The sequence below is a fragment of the Flavobacterium stagni genome (assembly GCF_004122105.1).
GTDB lineage: Bacteria > Bacteroidota > Bacteroidia > Flavobacteriales > Flavobacteriaceae > Flavobacterium > Flavobacterium stagni.
In genome coordinates this window covers 195,506-211,855 of sequence record NZ_SBKN01000001.1, presented here as the reverse complement: position 1 = coordinate 211,855, position 16,350 = coordinate 195,506, and the positions used below count along the sequence as shown (strand labels likewise).

The following is a 16,350-nucleotide window of genomic DNA, read 5'->3' as shown; positions in this document are numbered from 1 at the left end:
GAAAACTGAAAAAAATCATTTTTAAGTCCGAGAATTAACCTTACATTTGAGCAAATTTTAACCTTTCAAACAAATGAATATTCCTTCTAATTTAAAGTATACTAAAGATCACGAATGGGTGTCTTTGGATGGTGATGTAGCTACTGTAGGTATTACTGATTTCGCACAACGCGAATTGGGTGATATTGTATATGTTGAAGTAGAAACATTGGATCAAACCTTAGATAAAGATGAAGTTTTTGGAACTGTTGAAGCGGTAAAAACCGTTTCTGATTTGTTCTTGCCATTATCAGGAGAAATTATTGAATTCAATGAAGAATTAGAAACAGCCCCTGAAACCGTAAATTCTGATCCGTATGGAAAAGGATGGATGGTAAAAGTGAAAGTTTCAGACGCTTCGGAATGGGAAGGTTTGATGGATGCAGATGCCTATAAAGCGTTAATTGGAGCCTAAGAAAAAGCTTTTTTTAGTCATTGCCCTATTGTGGACGGTAGTAATCACTTACCTAAGTTTAGCCACAGTAGACGGATTGAGTAGCCGAATTCCTATACCAAACAAAGACAAAATAGTCCATTTTGCGTTTTATTTTGGTTTTGTATTTTGGTGGAATAAAGGACTTTCCCTCCAACAGTCTAAAAGTTTGGTGGTGCTGTTAGTTGTAGCCCTGCTTTATGGTGTCTTGATGGAAGGACTTCAGTTTTGGTTAACGACAGACCGTTCGGCAGATATTTTGGATATAATTGCCAATTCAATAGGCGCTATGGCCAGTTATTATTGGATAAAAAGAAAAATAAAATAACCACTTTTCGAAGTGGTTTTTTTATGTGTTGAATTGAAGCTCGGACTTAATTTGTATTTTTGACTACCATTTTTTAATTATGAATATTAAACACTACCTCGATTCAACCTATTTGAAGTTGCCAGAACAGGCCGGACTTACCGTTGAAGAAAATCAAGCAGTCGTAAGTCAATGCATACAAGAAGCCATTGATGAAGGATTCAAGTTGATTATGATTCGACCTGATTTTGTGAAAATGGCGCGTCAAAAAATTGATGAAGCGGGTTCGAAAGTGTCAGTTGGAACTGTAATTGGTTTTCCGGAAGGTACTGCCACTTTGGACGAAAAGTTGGATGAGGCCCATCAAGCGATTTTAGATGGAGCTGATGACTTGGATTTTGTGTGTAATTATCAAGCCTTTAAAAATGGAGCGATTGATTTGGTTAAGCAAGAGATCTTAGAAGGCACACGCTTGGGTTTGGAGCACCACAAAATCGTAAAATGGATTATTGAAGTGGCGGCTTTAAGTGATGATGAAATTATCCAGTTATCTTCATTGATTAAAAATGTGGTGATTGCCAATTTTAAAGAACACTATTATCCTTCGGTATTTGTTAAATCTTCAACCGGTTTTTATCCAACGGAAGCAGGAAAACCCAATGGAGCTACTGTTCCAACCATTATTATGATGTTGGAAAACAGTTCGCCGCTTCCTGTCAAAGCTGCAGGTGGCGTTCGCTCGTATGATGAAGCCGTAGAAATGATTAAATTAGGTGTGAAACGAATCGGAACCTCTTCGGCTAAAGCGATAGCTAATGGCGCTGATGGCGCTGCAGATTATTAGAAAACTATGAAAAAAGCAATATTACTTTTTAGTTTATTTGGCGCAATTTTGTACGGAAATGCTCAATCTTATTCGCAAAATCCGCCTCTATTTCCCAATTGCGCAACGGCATCCGAACAAGAAGCACAGTCTTGTTTTGATCGCGAAGTGCAGCGGTTTGTGTATCAAAATTATAAAGCTCCAGAGAAATTTCAAGGGACTATCATTGTCCTTTTTGAAGTGAATGACCAAGGGAAATTCAAGCCTTTGTATATTGATTGTTCCGATGAAAAGGCAACAGAAGAAACGAAACGGGTATTTGATGCTTTACCTCAGGTAAAACCCGCTACTTTTTCGGGTAAACCTACGTATGCGAAATACACCTTGCGTTTTACAGTACCGCTTCAAAATCCCGATGATTTGGCTAAACCAAAAGAAAAAGAAGCACCCAAAACTACTGCTACCACTGTCTTCAATAAAGATGTTGAATTGAAAGAATTGGACAGTATGGTCTATCAAAAATTTTCACAACCTCAATACGAGAGTCGATTGAATATTCCCATTTCCCATCAAATGTACAGCACCTTTGATTGGGCTTTGAATAAAGTTGGAGCCAATACACACACTTCTTCAAAACCCTATTCATTCGCAGAAGTTTCCAAATATTACAATTTGCGGGAAGTGAATGAAAAACAAATGATAGCCAAAAAATCATGGTGGGGAAGAAAACTATGGAATGAAGATTTAGTTGCCATTCAAGGCGATGATTATTGGTTTACATTAAATCCCATTTTTGATTTGCAAGCGGGGATAAATACGCCTTCCAAAAAAGAATTTACCTATGTCAACACACGCGGAATACAAATTCGTGGCGGTTTAGGAAAAGAAGTGAATTTTTCTGCCACTATATTCGAAAGTCAGGGACGCTTCGCAGATTATTTTAATAATTATGCCCAATCAATTGCACCTTCTGGGGGTAATCCAGCAACGATTCCGGGTGTGGGTATTGCCAAAGATTTTAAAACGGATGCTTTTGATTTCCCAATGGCGGAAGCTTATATTAACTATGCGCCGGGGAAACATGTTTCCTTTCAGTTGGGTCATGGTCGAAATTTCATAGGTGATGGCTACCGGTCTTTGTTGTTAACGGATGGCGTTAGTCCGTATCCTTATTTTAAAATCAATACTACTTTTTGGAAAATCAAGTATACCAATTTGTATACGTGGATGAAAGATACTCGTCCTGAAGCTACTGTGGATGGGACCTACGCTACCAAATTTGTGGCCAGTCATTATTTGAGTTGGAATGTCAATTCCCGATTGAATTTAGGCTTTTTTGAATCGGTGGTATGGTCTAAACAAAACGATCGCGGTTTTGACATGAGTTTTGTCAATCCCATTATTTTCTATCGAGCGGTTGAGTTTTCTTCTTCTTCCAAAAGCGGAAATGCGTTGTTGGGTTTGACAGGAAAATATAAATTCAGCAACAGCATAAATCTTTACGGACAGTTTTTGTTGGATGAATTCTCGTTGGGCGAAATGCGTTCAGGGAAGCGCAGTTGGAAAAATAAATTTGCCTACCAAATGGGTCTGAAATACTACAATGCGTTTGATGTCGATAATTTAACATTGCAGTTGGAGTACAATTTCATTCGACCTTATGTGTATTCTCATAGTAATGTGTTAACTAATTATGGAAATAGCAACCAAAGTCTTGGCCACCAATGGGGCGGTAATACGCAAGAACTGATTGCCATTGCACGGTATGTAAAAGGGCGTTATTATGCATCAGCAAAATTGCATTATGGAATTCGTGGATTGGATTATAATACAACGGACAATAATTACAATTACGGAGGCAATATTTATTTAAGTTATAATAACGAACGTCCATTTAATGAAGGTGTTGTTGTGGGGCAAGGAAATAAAACCACCATAATGATTGCCGATATTCAAGCGGGGTACACGTTGAATCCAACGACCAATTTGAAAGTTTTTGCCAACTTTATCTATAGAAATTTCAATCCAACAACGGCAACAGCGGCTATTACCGATAGCTCGACATCGTGGTTTACCCTAGGAATTCGTACAGATATTTTTAATTGGTATTTTGATTATTAAGAATTCGATAATATTTAAGGGTTGTTTGTTGGCAAATCCTCTTGGATGAACTACTTTTGCACCGCAATTATAAATAATTCTTAAACGAATTACATTGAGTTCATCAGCTGCCTCTTTACATCCTGTGAAAATCTTCAATGATTTTAAAGAAATAACCAAAGCCGGACTTGCGGTTAGTGTGGTTTTTTCTTCTATTGCAGGGTATTTGTTGGGATTTAGTGATAAACATCCGTTCAGTTGGTTAACACTATTTGTGTTGGCTGTTGGTGGTTATTGCATGGTGGGCGCTTCCAATGCTTTTAATCAAGTCATTGAAAAAGATTTGGATGCTTTAATGGATCGTACCAAAAATCGTCCAGTGCCTTCAGGTAGAATGACGCCCAATGTGGCCTTGTTTGTAGCCAGTGCACTTACCATTACAGGTTTGGTGTTGTTGTATACCATCAATCCCAAATCAGCGATGTTTGGTGCCGTTTCTATTTTTTTATACACCAGTGTCTATACACCCTTAAAAGCAGTAACACCACTCTCCGTATTTGTTGGCGCTTTTCCCGGAGCCATTCCTTTTATGTTGGGATGGGTTGCGGCTACTAATCAATTTGGCATTGAAGCAGGGACGTTATTTTTAATTCAGTTTTTTTGGCAATTTCCTCATTTTTGGGCGATTGGCTGGTTTTTATTTGAAGATTATGAAAAAGCTGGGTTTTTCATGTTACCCACAGGGCAACGCGATAATCGAACGGCTTTGCAAATTATACTCTACACTTTGTGGCTAATTGTCGCTTCTATTTTGCCTTCTTTTGGATACACGGGACAATTATACATTGGAACACCAGCAACGATTGCAGTCTTGTTGTTGGGATTGTGGATGTTGTTTTATGCCATAAAATTGTACCGTTTGCGTACACCCAAGTCCGCTCGCGTATTGATGCTGGTGAGTGTTTCTTACATTACCTTACTGCAAATTATTTACATTACAGATAAATTTTTACGATAGTATGATGACAGATATTGAAAACAAAGCACGCACAGACAGGTCATACAAATTACTATTGATCTTTGGTATGATTAGCATTGTGATGCTTTTTGCTGGATTAACAAGTGCCATGGTTGTGAGTAAATCCCGTCCCGATTGGTTGAAGGATTATGAAATGCCCACGGCTTTTACAATTAGTACCGTTTTAATTCTAATGTGCAGTGTCACTTTTTATTTGGCACAACGATTTATCAAACAAGATAATCGCTCCATGACCACAGTGATGTTGTTACTTACTTTAGTGTTGGGCGGATTGTTTGTTAAGTTTCAATTTGAGGGTTTTGATCAGTTGTTTATGCACCGATTGTTTCCTACCGGAAAGTCGGGTTCGGTGACCATTGCGTTTATGTATATCCTTGTGTATGTGCACTTAGCGCACTTGTTTGGGGGTGTAATTTCGCTATTAATCATTATTTATAATCATTTTAAACAGAAGTATACTGCCGCACAATATCTTGGTATTGAGCTGGGTGCGATGTACTGGCATTTTTTGGATGCTTTGTGGCTGTATTTATTTTTGTTCTTGTATTTCTTTAAATAAGAAAAAAATGTAAATTTGGGAACTTTTTTAACTAATACTTAATATGGGATCGACAGTTACTACAAACAGTGATGTAGCTAATGTTTGGAACGGCGGAGGCGCACAACCTCTAGGGGCGAGCTACGGAAAGATGATGATGTGGTTTTTCATTCTTTCAGATGCTTTAACCTTTTCTGGATTCGTTGCGGCTTACGGTTTTTCAAGATTTAAATTTATCGAAACATGGCCAATTGCCGATGAAGTGTTTACGCACTTTCCATTCATGCACGGTGTATCAATGCCGATGTATTATGTGGCATTCATGACTTTCGTACTTATCTTTTCATCCGTTACGATGGTGTTGGCAGTTGATGCAGGTCACCAGATGAAACAAGGAAAAGTTGCACTTTACATGTTTTTAACCATTATCGGAGGTTTAATCTTCGTAGGTTCACAAGCGTGGGAGTGGAAAAACTTCATCAAAGGGGAGTACGGAGCAGTGGAAACCAAAGGAGGAAGTATCTTACAGTTTGTGAATTCCAAAGGGGAACATATTAAGTTAGCTGATTTTGCAGTAACCTTGCCAGAAGAGCGCGAACAATTGACAAGAAGTAAGGCAACCTGGTTTATGTCGGAGTCCTCTTTACCAACTTATTCAGTTAATGAGGTAGTAGAAGGATTTAAAAATAACCCTGATGTATTAGTGAGAACTGAAGTGATCTATTCAGAAGAAACTGCTAAAAATGCAACTGGAGTTCACCCTACATTAAATCACATCAAACATAAAACGATTTTAACCCGTGAAGAATCTTTAAAACGATTAGAAGCGGCTAAATTAGTTATTGAAGGTGCAAATTTAAAACACAACGAATACGGAAGTAAATTGTTTGCTGATTTCTTCTTCTTCATCACTGGTTTCCACGGATTCCACGTTTTCTCAGGAGTTGTAATCAACATTATCATTTTTATTAATGTTTTATTAGGCACTTACGAAAGAAGAAAATCGTATGAAATGGTTGAAAAAGTTGGTCTTTATTGGCACTTTGTCGACTTAGTATGGGTATTCGTATTTACCTTCTTCTATTTGGTATAATTATATAAAGAAAAAGAATCATGGGACACGATCACGTTTCTAATACAAAAAGAATTTGGCTAGTATTTGGTTACCTTTCTATCATTACCATTGTAGAGGTAGCATTAGGTATCAAAAGACCAGAAGCCTTATACCATTCACATTTCCTAACGATGAACTTACTGAACTGGATTTTCATCATCTTAACCTTAGTGAAAGCTTACTATATCGTTTGGGCATTCATGCACATGGAAGGGGAAACCAAAGCGCTTCGTCGTGCGGTTGTTTGGACAGGAATTTTCCTAATCTTGTATTTGACATTCATTTTATTAACGGAAGGACACTATGTGTTTACCGTGTTTAGAGATGCCACCATTAAGTGGAATTTTTAACAGCATATTAATTACAGTTTAAGGTACGCAATCGCGTACCTTTTTTTATTTTTGTATACTTGAATTATACTCAATTATGAAAAAGAATCTGGTCTTATTTATTCTTTTTATTCTACCCATTGTGGCTTACCTTTTTTTTGCTTCTGGAGTGAATAATTTTGCCAAGCTCCCGATGCTTACCAAGAATATTCCCGACATAAAGTCATGGTCAACTGCTAATGGAGAACACGTGACCTTGAATGATAAAATTACGATCTTAGGATTCATTGGAAATGATGTTGAAAAACACAAAGGTGGTTTTTTCAATTTGTATGAAAAGATTTATGCCCGGAATAAAGATTTTAAAGATTTTCAGATGGTAATGGTCTTACCAGAAGGAACACAAGAAAAAGTAGCCAAACTTCAAGAGAGTCTCAAAAAATTAGGACCCCAAACCAACTGGTATTTTGTCTTTGCAGACCCCGAGCAAATTCAGTCCTTTTATAATGCGATGCATTTGGTTGGGAAACTCGATGAGCAATTAGGAACGCCCAATGTTTACATCATAGACAAAAAGCGCAATTTGCGAGGCCGTAATGGACAAAATAAAAAAGGGGAGGAAGAATATCAAGAAGGGTATAATACCTTTAAAGTATCGGATTTATATAACAACATGATTGATGATGTAAAAGTCATTTTAGCCGAATACCGCCTTGCTTTAAAAGTGAATAATAAAGCCAAACGTAAAATATAACATGAAAAATAAATCGTATATCGGAATTTCGTTCATCATTTTAATCTTCGGGATTATTTTTATTCCGAGAATTATTGAACGGATTAAAAAAGACGATGTCGTACGAAATGACCGCATGAGTCTTTCGAATGAAATCAACAAAGAGGAAGCCAAATCGAGTTTAGTAATTATGGGTAAAGCACCCAGTTTTAAGCTAACCGATCAAAATAATCAAACAATTACGGAAGCCGACTACAAAGGGAAAGTTTATGTATTGGAATTTTTCTTTTCAACTTGTCCCAGTATTTGCCCAATTATGAATAAGAATATGGCTACGCTTCAAGAGGCCTTCGGATCCAATCCCAATTTCGGAATTGCTTCCATTTCCATCAACCCAGAAAACGATACGCCTACCGTATTGAAAGAACATGCTAAAAAAGTAGGCGTAACCAATAAAAATTGGCACTTATTAACCGGTGATAAAAAGTATATTTTTGAGCTTTCCAACAAAGGATTTAATATTTTTGCAGGAGAATCCAAAGAAAAGGTAAACGGCGGATTTGAACACTCAGGCCTCTTTGCTTTGATCGATAAAAATGGAAACATCCGTTGCCGCAGAGATCAACAAGGAAATCCAATTCTGTATTATGACGGATTGGAAGCCGCTGGTGTTAAGGCAATAAAAGAAGACATACAATTACTTTTAAACGAATAATAAATGGAGCAGAACGCTACAGTTGAGAAACGATTTAAAACCCCCATTATCATTGTGTCAGTTTTGATACCAGTAGCCGTGGCGGTATTATTTTCAATCAAATTAAAAGACTTTGGAATCGAAGTTGAACCCTTATCATTTTTACCTCCCATTTATGCTGGAATTAATGCGATAACTGCAGTATTACTTGTTTGGGCAGTAGCCGCAATAAAAAAGGGAAATCGTAAAAAACACGAAAAACTGATGACTGCAGCCATTGCTTGTTCAGTGGTGTTTTTGGTGATGTATGTAGCGTATCATCTCACTTCAGAAGCCACTAAATACGGAGGTGAAGGAATTTTACGTCCCATCTACTTTTTTATCTTGATTAGTCATATTGCATTATCTGTGGCCATTATTCCGTTGGTTTTGTTTTCTTATGTTCGAGCCTTGTCAGAACAATTTGACCGCCATCGTAAATTGGCCAAAATCACTTACCCACTTTGGTTGTATGTAGCTGTGACTGGTGTAATTGTGTATTTGATGATTTCACCGTATTATGCTCACTAAAATAATTCGATTTTTCGTTGTCGCTCTACTTTATTTGAGTGCGCATTCTATGACGGCACAATGTGCCATGTGTCGCGCTTCTCTAGAAAGCGAAGGCAACACGGTAAAGGCAGAAGCCGTTAATGATGGTATCGTTTACCTAATGATTTTCCCGTATTTATTGGTTGGAGTCGTAGGTTATGTAGTATATCGAATGTTCACCAAGAAAAAAGAAACGGCTTAATCCATTCCGTCAATTTTTACACTCATTTTGCCATTTCCATTGATAAAGGCAATGATCAAATCATTGGTTAATTCGATTTTTTCAAATTCTAAATCTTGAATGGATCCGTTGACAAAAACGCCTTTCATCGGACTGTAATTGTTCAAATACGGCATCAAGTTTTTGCGGCCTTCCTCCATGTTTGTCTTGATGGAATAACGACAGGTTTCTTGCATTTTGCGAATAATATAGCCTTGCAACAACCAGTTGGCCGTTTTGGTCAACAAACCTTTCGTGTTCAGCACATAATCCATGTCTTCAAAATAAATTTCTTTATTCACGGGATCGTATTTGGGAATACCTGATAAATAAATCGTCCCGTTCAAACTTCCCAGTAAATCCAAAGCTATAATCATTCTCCCATCTTTTCCCCATAAATCCACTTTTTGAACGGTAATTTTTCGACTGCCTGAAGCAAATTCTTGTCCTTTGAAATTTTGAGTAATTACAGCAGAAGCATGATCGTAAGTCGTTATCGCAGCAATAGATGCTGTAGTATGGTCGGGCACTTTTGTCACCGCCTTAAAAGCAATAGCATTTCGATCCATGCCTGTTTTTGGTTTTTGTCCCACCAAAGTTGTCATTCCGCATTTTAATCCTAAATTCATAGCGATTTTTGACTTCTCAATCACCGCATCAGTGACATACACTTCAATGGGCACCAATTTAAACCAAGCTTGATATGCATCACTCGTTAAAATCGGATTACTTAAAGTCTCTAAAACATTAAGAACATACGGTTTGAAGTCGCAGGATTTTGAAATGGCCTCGTCTATTTTTGCAGTAATTTTTGATTTAAAAAGTGAAAGAGTGGGATTGATAATGTAGGTAATCGGTACTTTTTTGCCCGCTACAGTGATGGTCGGACTCTCGCTCCATTCAAAATCTTGTAAGTTGGAATGGGTGTTCATTTTCCAATTGGACAGTTGAACGTCGCTCAATAAAGTAATGGTGCCGTTCAAATCGATTTCTCGGGTGTCATTTAAACCCATAAAATCAGTGCCGTATTTGAATTGGGACCAAATTTTTAAAGGGATAATCGATTCAATTTTACCGTCTTTAACGGATAATTTAATGGGGGCCGTCTTCCAAATTTTCAACGCCGTTTTGTCGTCCTCCAAGTTGGCATCCTCATAAATTAGACCGTTCAAGGATTTATTCAACTGGTTTTCAATTTCGCGCAAGCTAATTTCCAACGGCATACTCACAAAGGAAGTTGTGGTTTTGTAGGCCATATCGATGTTTGTAGAACGTTGTGGTTTTTCAGCTATAATTTTTTGAGATCCACCGCATGCCGTAAGTAGGAGACTTCCTAAAATACCGACGATCCATTTTTGTGACATAAAGGCAAAATTAATTTCGGTGTGAATGTAACAAAAAAACAAGAAAGCCGTCAGATAAGCAATCAAAATTCTTAGGGATTTAGCCAGACTACTTTCCTTTGTATTACTTTTGTAGAAGGGATTCAATATGAAAAATAAGCAATTTAAATTTGGCTTTTTAGGAGTTTTATTGCTCTCAATAAGTAGTTGGGGTCAAAGCAAACCTTGGACCTTGCGTGAATGCGTCGATTACGCGCTGAAAAACAACATTTCAATCAAGCAATCCGAACTGGATTTGCAATCGAGTCAGATCTCTAAAAAAGATGCCTTGGGAAATTTTTTGCCCAATATCAATGCCAATGCTTCTCACTCTTGGAATATCGGTTTGAACCAAAACATTACGACGGGTTTGTTGGAAAACCAAACCACGCAATATACCTCGGCAGGATTGAATTCCAATGTAACTATTTATAATGGATTACAAAATGTGAATCGTTTACGTCGTTCCAATTTGACCATTCTTTCTTCGCAGTATCAATTAGCGAAAATGAAAGATGATATTGGATTAAACGTAGCTAATGCCTATTTGCAAGTTCTTTTCAATAAAGAAAATGTAAAAGTTCAAAAAGATCAATTGGCCAATGACGAACGGCAATTAGCCAAAACTGAAGAATTGGTAAAAGCCGGTTCAATTGCGCGGGGTGATTTATTGGATGCCCAAGCCACAGTAGCTGCCGATCGTCAAAAAGTAATTGCGGCTGAGAATACCTTGTTTTTATCCAAATTAAGTTTAGCCCAACTGCTTCAATTGGATGATTTTAAAAATTTTGATACCGCTGACGCGAATTATACGCCAAGTATGAGTCCGACACTCTCGGAATCTCCCGAAACAATTGTAGCCAAAGCGAAGCAAGAACGAGTTGAATTGAAAATTGCGCGCACCAATTTAGAAGCGGCTGAAAAAGATTTAAAAGTTGCAAAAGGGGCTTATCAACCTTCAATTACCGGATTTTATGGTTTTGGTACACGGGCGAGTTATTCCGATCGCATTGTTGGAATTGATGCTAATGGAAATTATATACTAACAGGTCCCAAATCTTTATTTGACCAATTTAGTGATAACAAAGGACATAACTTCGGCTTACAATTGTCCATTCCCATCTTAAATGGATTTTCGACTTCAAATGCCGTGGCACGTTCCAAAATTGCCTTGGAGCGTTCCAAAATTGCACAAAAGCAAGCCGAATTGGATTTGGAACGCAATGTGTTTACGGCCATTACCGATGCCAAAGGGGCATTGAACGCTTACGAATCGGCGCAAACCGCTTTGGAAGCCCGTAAAAATGCATTTGAATATGCCCAAGAAAAGTTCAAAGTCGGCATGATGAATAGCTTTGATTTGAGTCAGGCCCAAACCTTGTACACCAACGCGCAATCTGAAGTGATTCGCACCAAATACGATTATATTTTTAAAGTTAAAGTAGTTGAATTTTATTTCGGAATTCCCATCGTGGACAAATTATAATTAGCATGGAAAAAGGAAAATTAAAATGGATAATTGGTATTCTTATCATTGTTATCGTAGGATTAGTTGGATTATCCAAAATGGGAGTTTTTGGCGAACGCGATAACAGCAAAGAAGTTGAAATTGCCAAAGCTGACGAAATCACTATTGTAGAAACCGTTTCGGCCACCGGAAAAATTCAGCCAGAAATTGAGGTAAAAGTTTCTTCTCAAGTATCGGGAGAAATTATTCAATTGCCTGTAAAAGAAGGGCAAGTGGTGAAAAAAGGGGATTTGTTGGTGAAAATCAACCCGGATATTTATACTTCTGGATTGAACCGCACCGTTTCCAATTATGCAGGTACAAAGGCAGGTCTTACCCAAGCCGATGCTTCCTTTAAGGAGGCACAAGCGAATTTTGAACGCAATAAAACCTTGTACGAAAAAGGCATTATCTCCAAAGCAGATTGGGATAAAGCGATTGCTAATTTTGAAGTGGCTAAAGCCAATAAGCAATCGGCGTATTATAATGTACAAAGTGCCAACGCTTCAGTAGTTGAGGCGAAAGATAATTTGGGTCGAACAATCATCTATGCACCCGCTGACGGTACGATTTCGGTGTTGAATGTAGAGTTGGGCGAAAAGATTTTAGGAACCCAACAAATGGCGGGAACGGAGTTGTTGCGCGTGGCCAATCTCAACAATATGGAAGTGGAAGTCGATGTGAACGAAAATGATATTGTGAAAATTAATATCGGTGACGAAACAAATATTCAGGTGGATGCTTATTTGAAAAAAGAATTTAAAGGCATCGTGACCAGTATTTCAAATTCTGCTACAACGAGTACTACAGCCGATCAGGTGACCAATTTCAAAGTGAAAGTGCGTATTTTAAAAGAATCCTACCAAGATTTATTGGAAGGAAAACCGGCTACTTATTCGCCATTTCGCCCAGGAATGACGGCAACAGTAGATATTATCACGACCCGGAAAGAAAAAGTAATCGGAGTGCCTATCAGTGCGGTTTTGGTAAAATCGGATACAACAGCTACAGCTTCAGTACCTATGGAAAACGATGATGAAGAAGAAGGAGAGACGGCGCAAAAAGTAAAATCCAAAAGCGATAAAAAGTTTGAGTGTGTTTTTGTAAAAGTCAAAGATAAAGCGCAAATTCGCGTGGTGAAAACAGGGATTCAAGACGATACAAACATTGAAATTATTTCGGGCTTGAGAAAAGGAGATGAGATTATCATTGGCCCTTATAACACCGTTTCCAAAGATTTGAATTCAGGAGATAAAATAAAAGTTAAGGCGACAACGAAGGAGAAAAAGTAATGGCACTTATTCTAAATATAGAAACGGCAACCCGCAATTGTTCGGTAGCAGTGGCTCGCGACGGTCAAGTTTTGGCTTACCGAGAAATCGCGGAACAAGGCTATACGCATGCCGAAAAATTGCACGTTTTTATAGAAGAAGTGATGCAAGAAGCCGGAGTTGCTTTGACCGAATTAGAGGCCACTGCAGTGAGTAAAGGTCCGGGTTCTTACACGGGTTTACGCATTGGAGTTTCTGCAGCAAAGGGTCTTTGTTATGCCTTGCAAAAACCGATGCTAGCAGTGGATACTTTAGCGGTTTTGGCTCATGCAGTTTCTGTTGAAAGTGGCCTTATCATTCCCATGATAGATGCGCGCCGAATGGAAGTTTATGCCGCTGTATATAATGCTGCTCATGAAGAGGTTAGGGGCGTGGAAGCAGAAATACTTACTGATGAAAGTTTTGGAGATTATTCAGGTCCAATTTATTTTGTAGGCGATAGTGCTGAAAAGGCAAAAACAGTACTTACGGATGTGCGTTTTCAATTCTTAGAAAGCGTACAATTTCCTTCAGCAAAAGTAATGGCCAATTTAGCAGAGAAGCAGTTCAAGAAGAACCAATTTGTTGATGTCGCTTATTTTGAGCCTTTTTATTTGAAAGATTTTATGATTACCAAATAAGATTTATTTGGAAACATCCCGAACAAACGGTTGAATGGTGATTCCTTTTTCGTCAAAAGCCGTTTTACATTGTTCTAAAATATCCGAAGACACTTTTCCAAAATCTTCATTTTTGCTCCACGGACGAATGGCCAAATGAATCGCGCTGTCGGTTAAATCGCGCACCAATACTTCAGGAGCCGGGGTTTTCAATACATTGGGATGATTGTTCATTACTTCGAGTACAATCGTTTTAGCGGCTTTGATATCGGTGTCATAGGAAAGCGAAAACATCAAATCGGCTCTGCGTTTTCCCGCAACCGAATAATTGGTAATAATGCCGTTAGAAAGAATACCATTCGGAATAAGAATGGTTTGATTATTTCCAGAAACTAATTTGGTGACAAAAATTTGAATATCAGTAACGGTTCCAATAGCGCCTTGTGCTTCAATCGTGTCACCCACTCGGAAAGGTTTGAAAATAATAATCAAAACACCGCCTGCAAAATTAGAAAGCGACCCTTGTAATGACATCCCAATAGCCAAACCTGCAGCTCCTAATATGGCTACAAATGAGGTGGTTTCTATGCCCAGTTTGGAGATAAAAGTTACAAAGAGTAAGGCCCGCAAACTCCACAACAAACTACTGGACAAAAATTCAGCGAGCGTGCGTTCCACTTCTTTTTTCTCCATAATCTTCTTCGCCATTCGTGAAATAAAACGGATAGCATAGAGTCCGATTAAAAGAATGACAAATGCAGAAACTAAACGGGGAACGTAATCGATAATTACGTTGTAAAATTCAATCGAGTAATCTTTAACAGAAGTCACATACTTTTCCTCTGCTGCCAACATAATCTTAGATATTTTTTAAGTTAATGATTTCTTGATCAGTCAAATGACGGAAGAATCCACGCGGTAAGTTCTTTTTGGTGAGTCCGGCAAACGAAACCCGGTCTACTTTTAGTACATCGTATTTAAAATGTTCGAATATGGCACGCACCACTTTTACATTGGCGGTACGCAATTGAATACCAATTTCAGTTTTAGGTTGGTTTTCGATATAACTCACTTCATCTGCATAAATACGGTGTCCATCTAGGGTAACTCCTGCGGCGATGCTTTCTAAGTCTTCAAACTTTAAATTGCGATCTAAGGAAACCTGATAGATTTTGGTAGACTTTTGTTGGGGTTTTGAAAATTTTAAAATTAAATCCGTGTCGTTAGTTAAGATTAACAATCCTGTAGTGGATTTGTCCATACGACCAATCGGCTGTAATTTTGTGCGTGTGGCACTTTTTAAAAGTTCCAAAACATTGTGTGCACTGCCACTATCTTCCCCTGATGTGGTGAAGTTTTTGGGTTTATTGAGTAAATAATATTCTTTTTTTCCTGGCGTAATTTCCGTACCATCAAAGTTGACAACATCGCCGGGTTTTACTTTGAATCCCATTTCTATGATGACTTCTCCATTTACTTTTACATTTCCAGAACGAATATAAATATCGGCATCACGTCGGGAACAAATGCCTGAATTGGCAATGTATCGATTCAAACGAATTTCGTCTGGATTTTCTTTCACAACCGGTTTTTCAGTTTTCTTTGGTGCAGAAGTTTTTTTGAAGGGCTTTTTTGTCCCTTGAGGTTTGGGAGTATAATTGGGTTTTTTGCCCGAACGATTGGAGTTAGAACGATTCATTTGCCTTAATTTTTGGCAAAGATAACCCTTTTATAATAAAGCACGAGTGAACTAGGTAATCAAAATTTTTTCGGGAATACACTATAGTTTGGGCCAACAAAACTTTGCAGCACTTCCGATTGACTGTTGGTATAGAAAATTTGTTCTGCTGGCGTAGTTAAATCATGTAAGCCACAAGTTTCTTGCAATACTTTTTGCGTTTGTCGTGCCACGGCTTCACCGGAATCAATAATGGTAATATGGGGTGGAAGAATTTTTTTAATTTGAGGAATCAAATAGGGATAATGACTACAGCCCAATACCAAATAATCGATATCTGAGGCAATCATGGGTTGGAGGTAGGAATTGAGTAGGTCGAACATTTCAGGACTGTTTATTTGACCATTTTCAATCAATTCCACCAAGCCATGACCGATTTGTTCGACAAAGGTTACATTTTGGTATTGTTGTAAACTGTTATGGAATAAGGTGCTGTTTATGGTTCCTTTTGTGGCTAATATTCCAATTTTTTGGGTTTGCGAATGTAGCGCGGCCGGTTTTATAGCCGGTTCTATACCAATAAAAGGAACCTCGTATTTTGAACGAAGTTCTTTGATTGCATTTGTGGTAGCGGTATTGCAGGCTACAACAATAATTTTGCAATTCAGATTCAGTAAATATTCTGTGTTTTTACAACTTAGGGCAATAATCTCATCTTTCGATTTTATGCCATACGGTGCGTTCAAACTATCCGCTAAAAAGAGCGTTGCTTCATTGGGCATTAATTGATGAATTGCCTTCCAAATGGAAGTGCCTCCAATGCCTGAATCAAAAAGTCCGATAGGTTGATTGTTGTGCATATACAAAGATAAAAAAATGCCTGTAACAATGGG

At 38.0% G+C, this 16,350-nt stretch carries 19 protein-coding genes; 15 read left to right on the top strand and 4 right to left on the bottom strand.

All coding sequences use genetic code 11. The features are described 5' to 3' along the window. Positions 1-73: 73 nt before the first annotated feature. The 12 genes from gcvH (at position 74) to EQG61_RS00965 (ending at position 8,942) form a co-directional block, all read left to right on the top strand. Positions 74-454, top strand: coding sequence for a glycine cleavage system protein GcvH (gene gcvH, locus EQG61_RS01020; protein ID WP_129460014.1), 381 nt, complete (start codon positions 74-76; stop codon positions 452-454). Next, positions 444-800 carry a VanZ family protein gene (locus EQG61_RS01015; protein ID WP_129460013.1) on the top strand — a complete coding sequence of 119 codons (357 nt, stop codon included), beginning with the start codon at positions 444-446 and terminating at the stop codon, positions 798-800. Before gcvH ends, EQG61_RS01015 begins: the two co-directional genes overlap by 11 nt. Positions 801-879: 79 nt before the next feature. Beyond that, a complete protein-coding gene (gene deoC, locus EQG61_RS01010) occupies positions 880-1,623 on the top strand; it encodes a deoxyribose-phosphate aldolase (RefSeq protein WP_206733868.1) in 744 nt (247 codons plus the stop codon). A 6-nt stretch (positions 1,624-1,629) separates the two neighbouring features. After that, entirely contained in the window at positions 1,630-3,723 is a 2,094-nt protein-coding gene (locus EQG61_RS01005; RefSeq protein ID WP_129460011.1) for a gliding motility protein RemB, read from the top strand. Positions 3,724-3,817: 94 nt separating this feature from the next. After that, the gene (cyoE, locus tag EQG61_RS01000) at positions 3,818-4,720 is read left to right on the top strand and encodes a heme o synthase (protein WP_129460010.1); all 903 of its coding nucleotides are present in this window, start codon (positions 3,818-3,820) and stop codon (positions 4,718-4,720) included. Position 4,721: 1 nt separating this feature from the next. Further along, entirely contained in the window at positions 4,722-5,300 is a 579-nt protein-coding gene (locus EQG61_RS00995; protein ID WP_129460009.1) for a cytochrome c oxidase subunit 3, read from the top strand. Positions 5,301-5,343: 43 nt separating this feature from the next. Beyond that, a complete protein-coding gene (locus tag EQG61_RS00990) occupies positions 5,344-6,372 on the top strand; it encodes a cytochrome c oxidase subunit 3 (protein ID WP_129460008.1) in 1,029 nt (342 codons plus the stop codon). A 20-nt stretch (positions 6,373-6,392) separates the two neighbouring features. Next, on the top strand, positions 6,393-6,743 hold the full coding sequence (locus EQG61_RS00985; RefSeq protein WP_129460007.1) for a cytochrome C oxidase subunit IV family protein: 351 nt from the start codon (positions 6,393-6,395) through the stop codon (positions 6,741-6,743). A 76-nt stretch (positions 6,744-6,819) separates the two neighbouring features. Then, positions 6,820-7,476, top strand: coding sequence for a thioredoxin domain-containing protein (locus tag EQG61_RS00980; protein WP_129460006.1), 657 nt, complete (start codon positions 6,820-6,822; stop codon positions 7,474-7,476). 1 nt (position 7,477) lies between these two features. Beyond that, positions 7,478-8,170 (top strand): SCO family protein, encoded by a 693-nt coding sequence (locus EQG61_RS00975; RefSeq protein WP_129460005.1) that lies wholly within the window; start codon positions 7,478-7,480, stop codon positions 8,168-8,170. A gap of 3 nt (positions 8,171-8,173) precedes the next feature. Continuing rightward, positions 8,174-8,719, top strand: a complete 546-nt coding sequence (locus EQG61_RS00970) for a DUF420 domain-containing protein (protein ID WP_129460004.1) — start codon at positions 8,174-8,176, stop codon at positions 8,717-8,719. Beyond that, positions 8,709-8,942 carry a hypothetical protein gene (locus tag EQG61_RS00965; RefSeq protein WP_129460003.1) on the top strand — a complete coding sequence of 78 codons (234 nt, stop codon included), beginning with the start codon at positions 8,709-8,711 and terminating at the stop codon, positions 8,940-8,942. The genes EQG61_RS00970 and EQG61_RS00965 overlap by 11 nt, the downstream gene beginning before the upstream one ends. Here EQG61_RS00965 and EQG61_RS00960 read toward each other — a convergent pair. After that, positions 8,939-10,324, bottom strand: coding sequence for a DUF4403 family protein (locus tag EQG61_RS00960; RefSeq protein ID WP_129460002.1), 1,386 nt, complete (start codon positions 10,322-10,324; stop codon positions 8,939-8,941). The two genes, EQG61_RS00965 and EQG61_RS00960, sit on opposite strands and share 4 nt — an antisense overlap. A gap of 127 nt (positions 10,325-10,451) precedes the next feature. On the opposite strand from EQG61_RS00960, the gene EQG61_RS00955 reads away from it, so the two are divergent. From EQG61_RS00955 to tsaB, 3 genes are read left to right on the top strand one after another with little or no spacing between them, the layout of a single operon-like run. Then, a complete protein-coding gene (locus EQG61_RS00955) occupies positions 10,452-11,828 on the top strand; it encodes a TolC family protein (RefSeq protein WP_129460001.1) in 1,377 nt (458 codons plus the stop codon). A gap of 5 nt (positions 11,829-11,833) precedes the next feature. Next, on the top strand, positions 11,834-13,141 hold the full coding sequence (locus EQG61_RS00950; RefSeq protein ID WP_129460000.1) for an efflux RND transporter periplasmic adaptor subunit: 1,308 nt from the start codon (positions 11,834-11,836) through the stop codon (positions 13,139-13,141). Further along, on the top strand, positions 13,141-13,800 hold the full coding sequence (tsaB, locus tag EQG61_RS00945; RefSeq protein WP_129459999.1) for a tRNA (adenosine(37)-N6)-threonylcarbamoyltransferase complex dimerization subunit type 1 TsaB: 660 nt from the start codon (positions 13,141-13,143) through the stop codon (positions 13,798-13,800). Before EQG61_RS00950 ends, tsaB begins: the two co-directional genes overlap by 1 nt. 3 nt (positions 13,801-13,803) lie before the next feature. Here the strand turns inward: tsaB and EQG61_RS00940 are convergent, their stop codons facing one another. The 3 genes from EQG61_RS00940 to murI are packed head-to-tail and all read right to left on the bottom strand — an operon-like array spanning position 13,804 to position 16,317. Continuing rightward, positions 13,804-14,634, bottom strand: a complete 831-nt coding sequence (locus EQG61_RS00940) for a mechanosensitive ion channel family protein (protein WP_129459998.1) — start codon at positions 14,632-14,634, stop codon at positions 13,804-13,806. A 4-nt stretch (positions 14,635-14,638) separates the two neighbouring features. Next, positions 14,639-15,478, bottom strand: coding sequence for a pseudouridine synthase (locus tag EQG61_RS00935; RefSeq protein WP_129459997.1), 840 nt, complete (start codon positions 15,476-15,478; stop codon positions 14,639-14,641). 59 nt (positions 15,479-15,537) lie between these two features. Then, positions 15,538-16,317 carry a glutamate racemase gene (gene murI / locus EQG61_RS00930; RefSeq protein ID WP_129459996.1) on the bottom strand — a complete coding sequence of 260 codons (780 nt, stop codon included), beginning with the start codon at positions 16,315-16,317 and terminating at the stop codon, positions 15,538-15,540. Between the last annotated feature and the right edge of the window lie 33 nt (positions 16,318-16,350).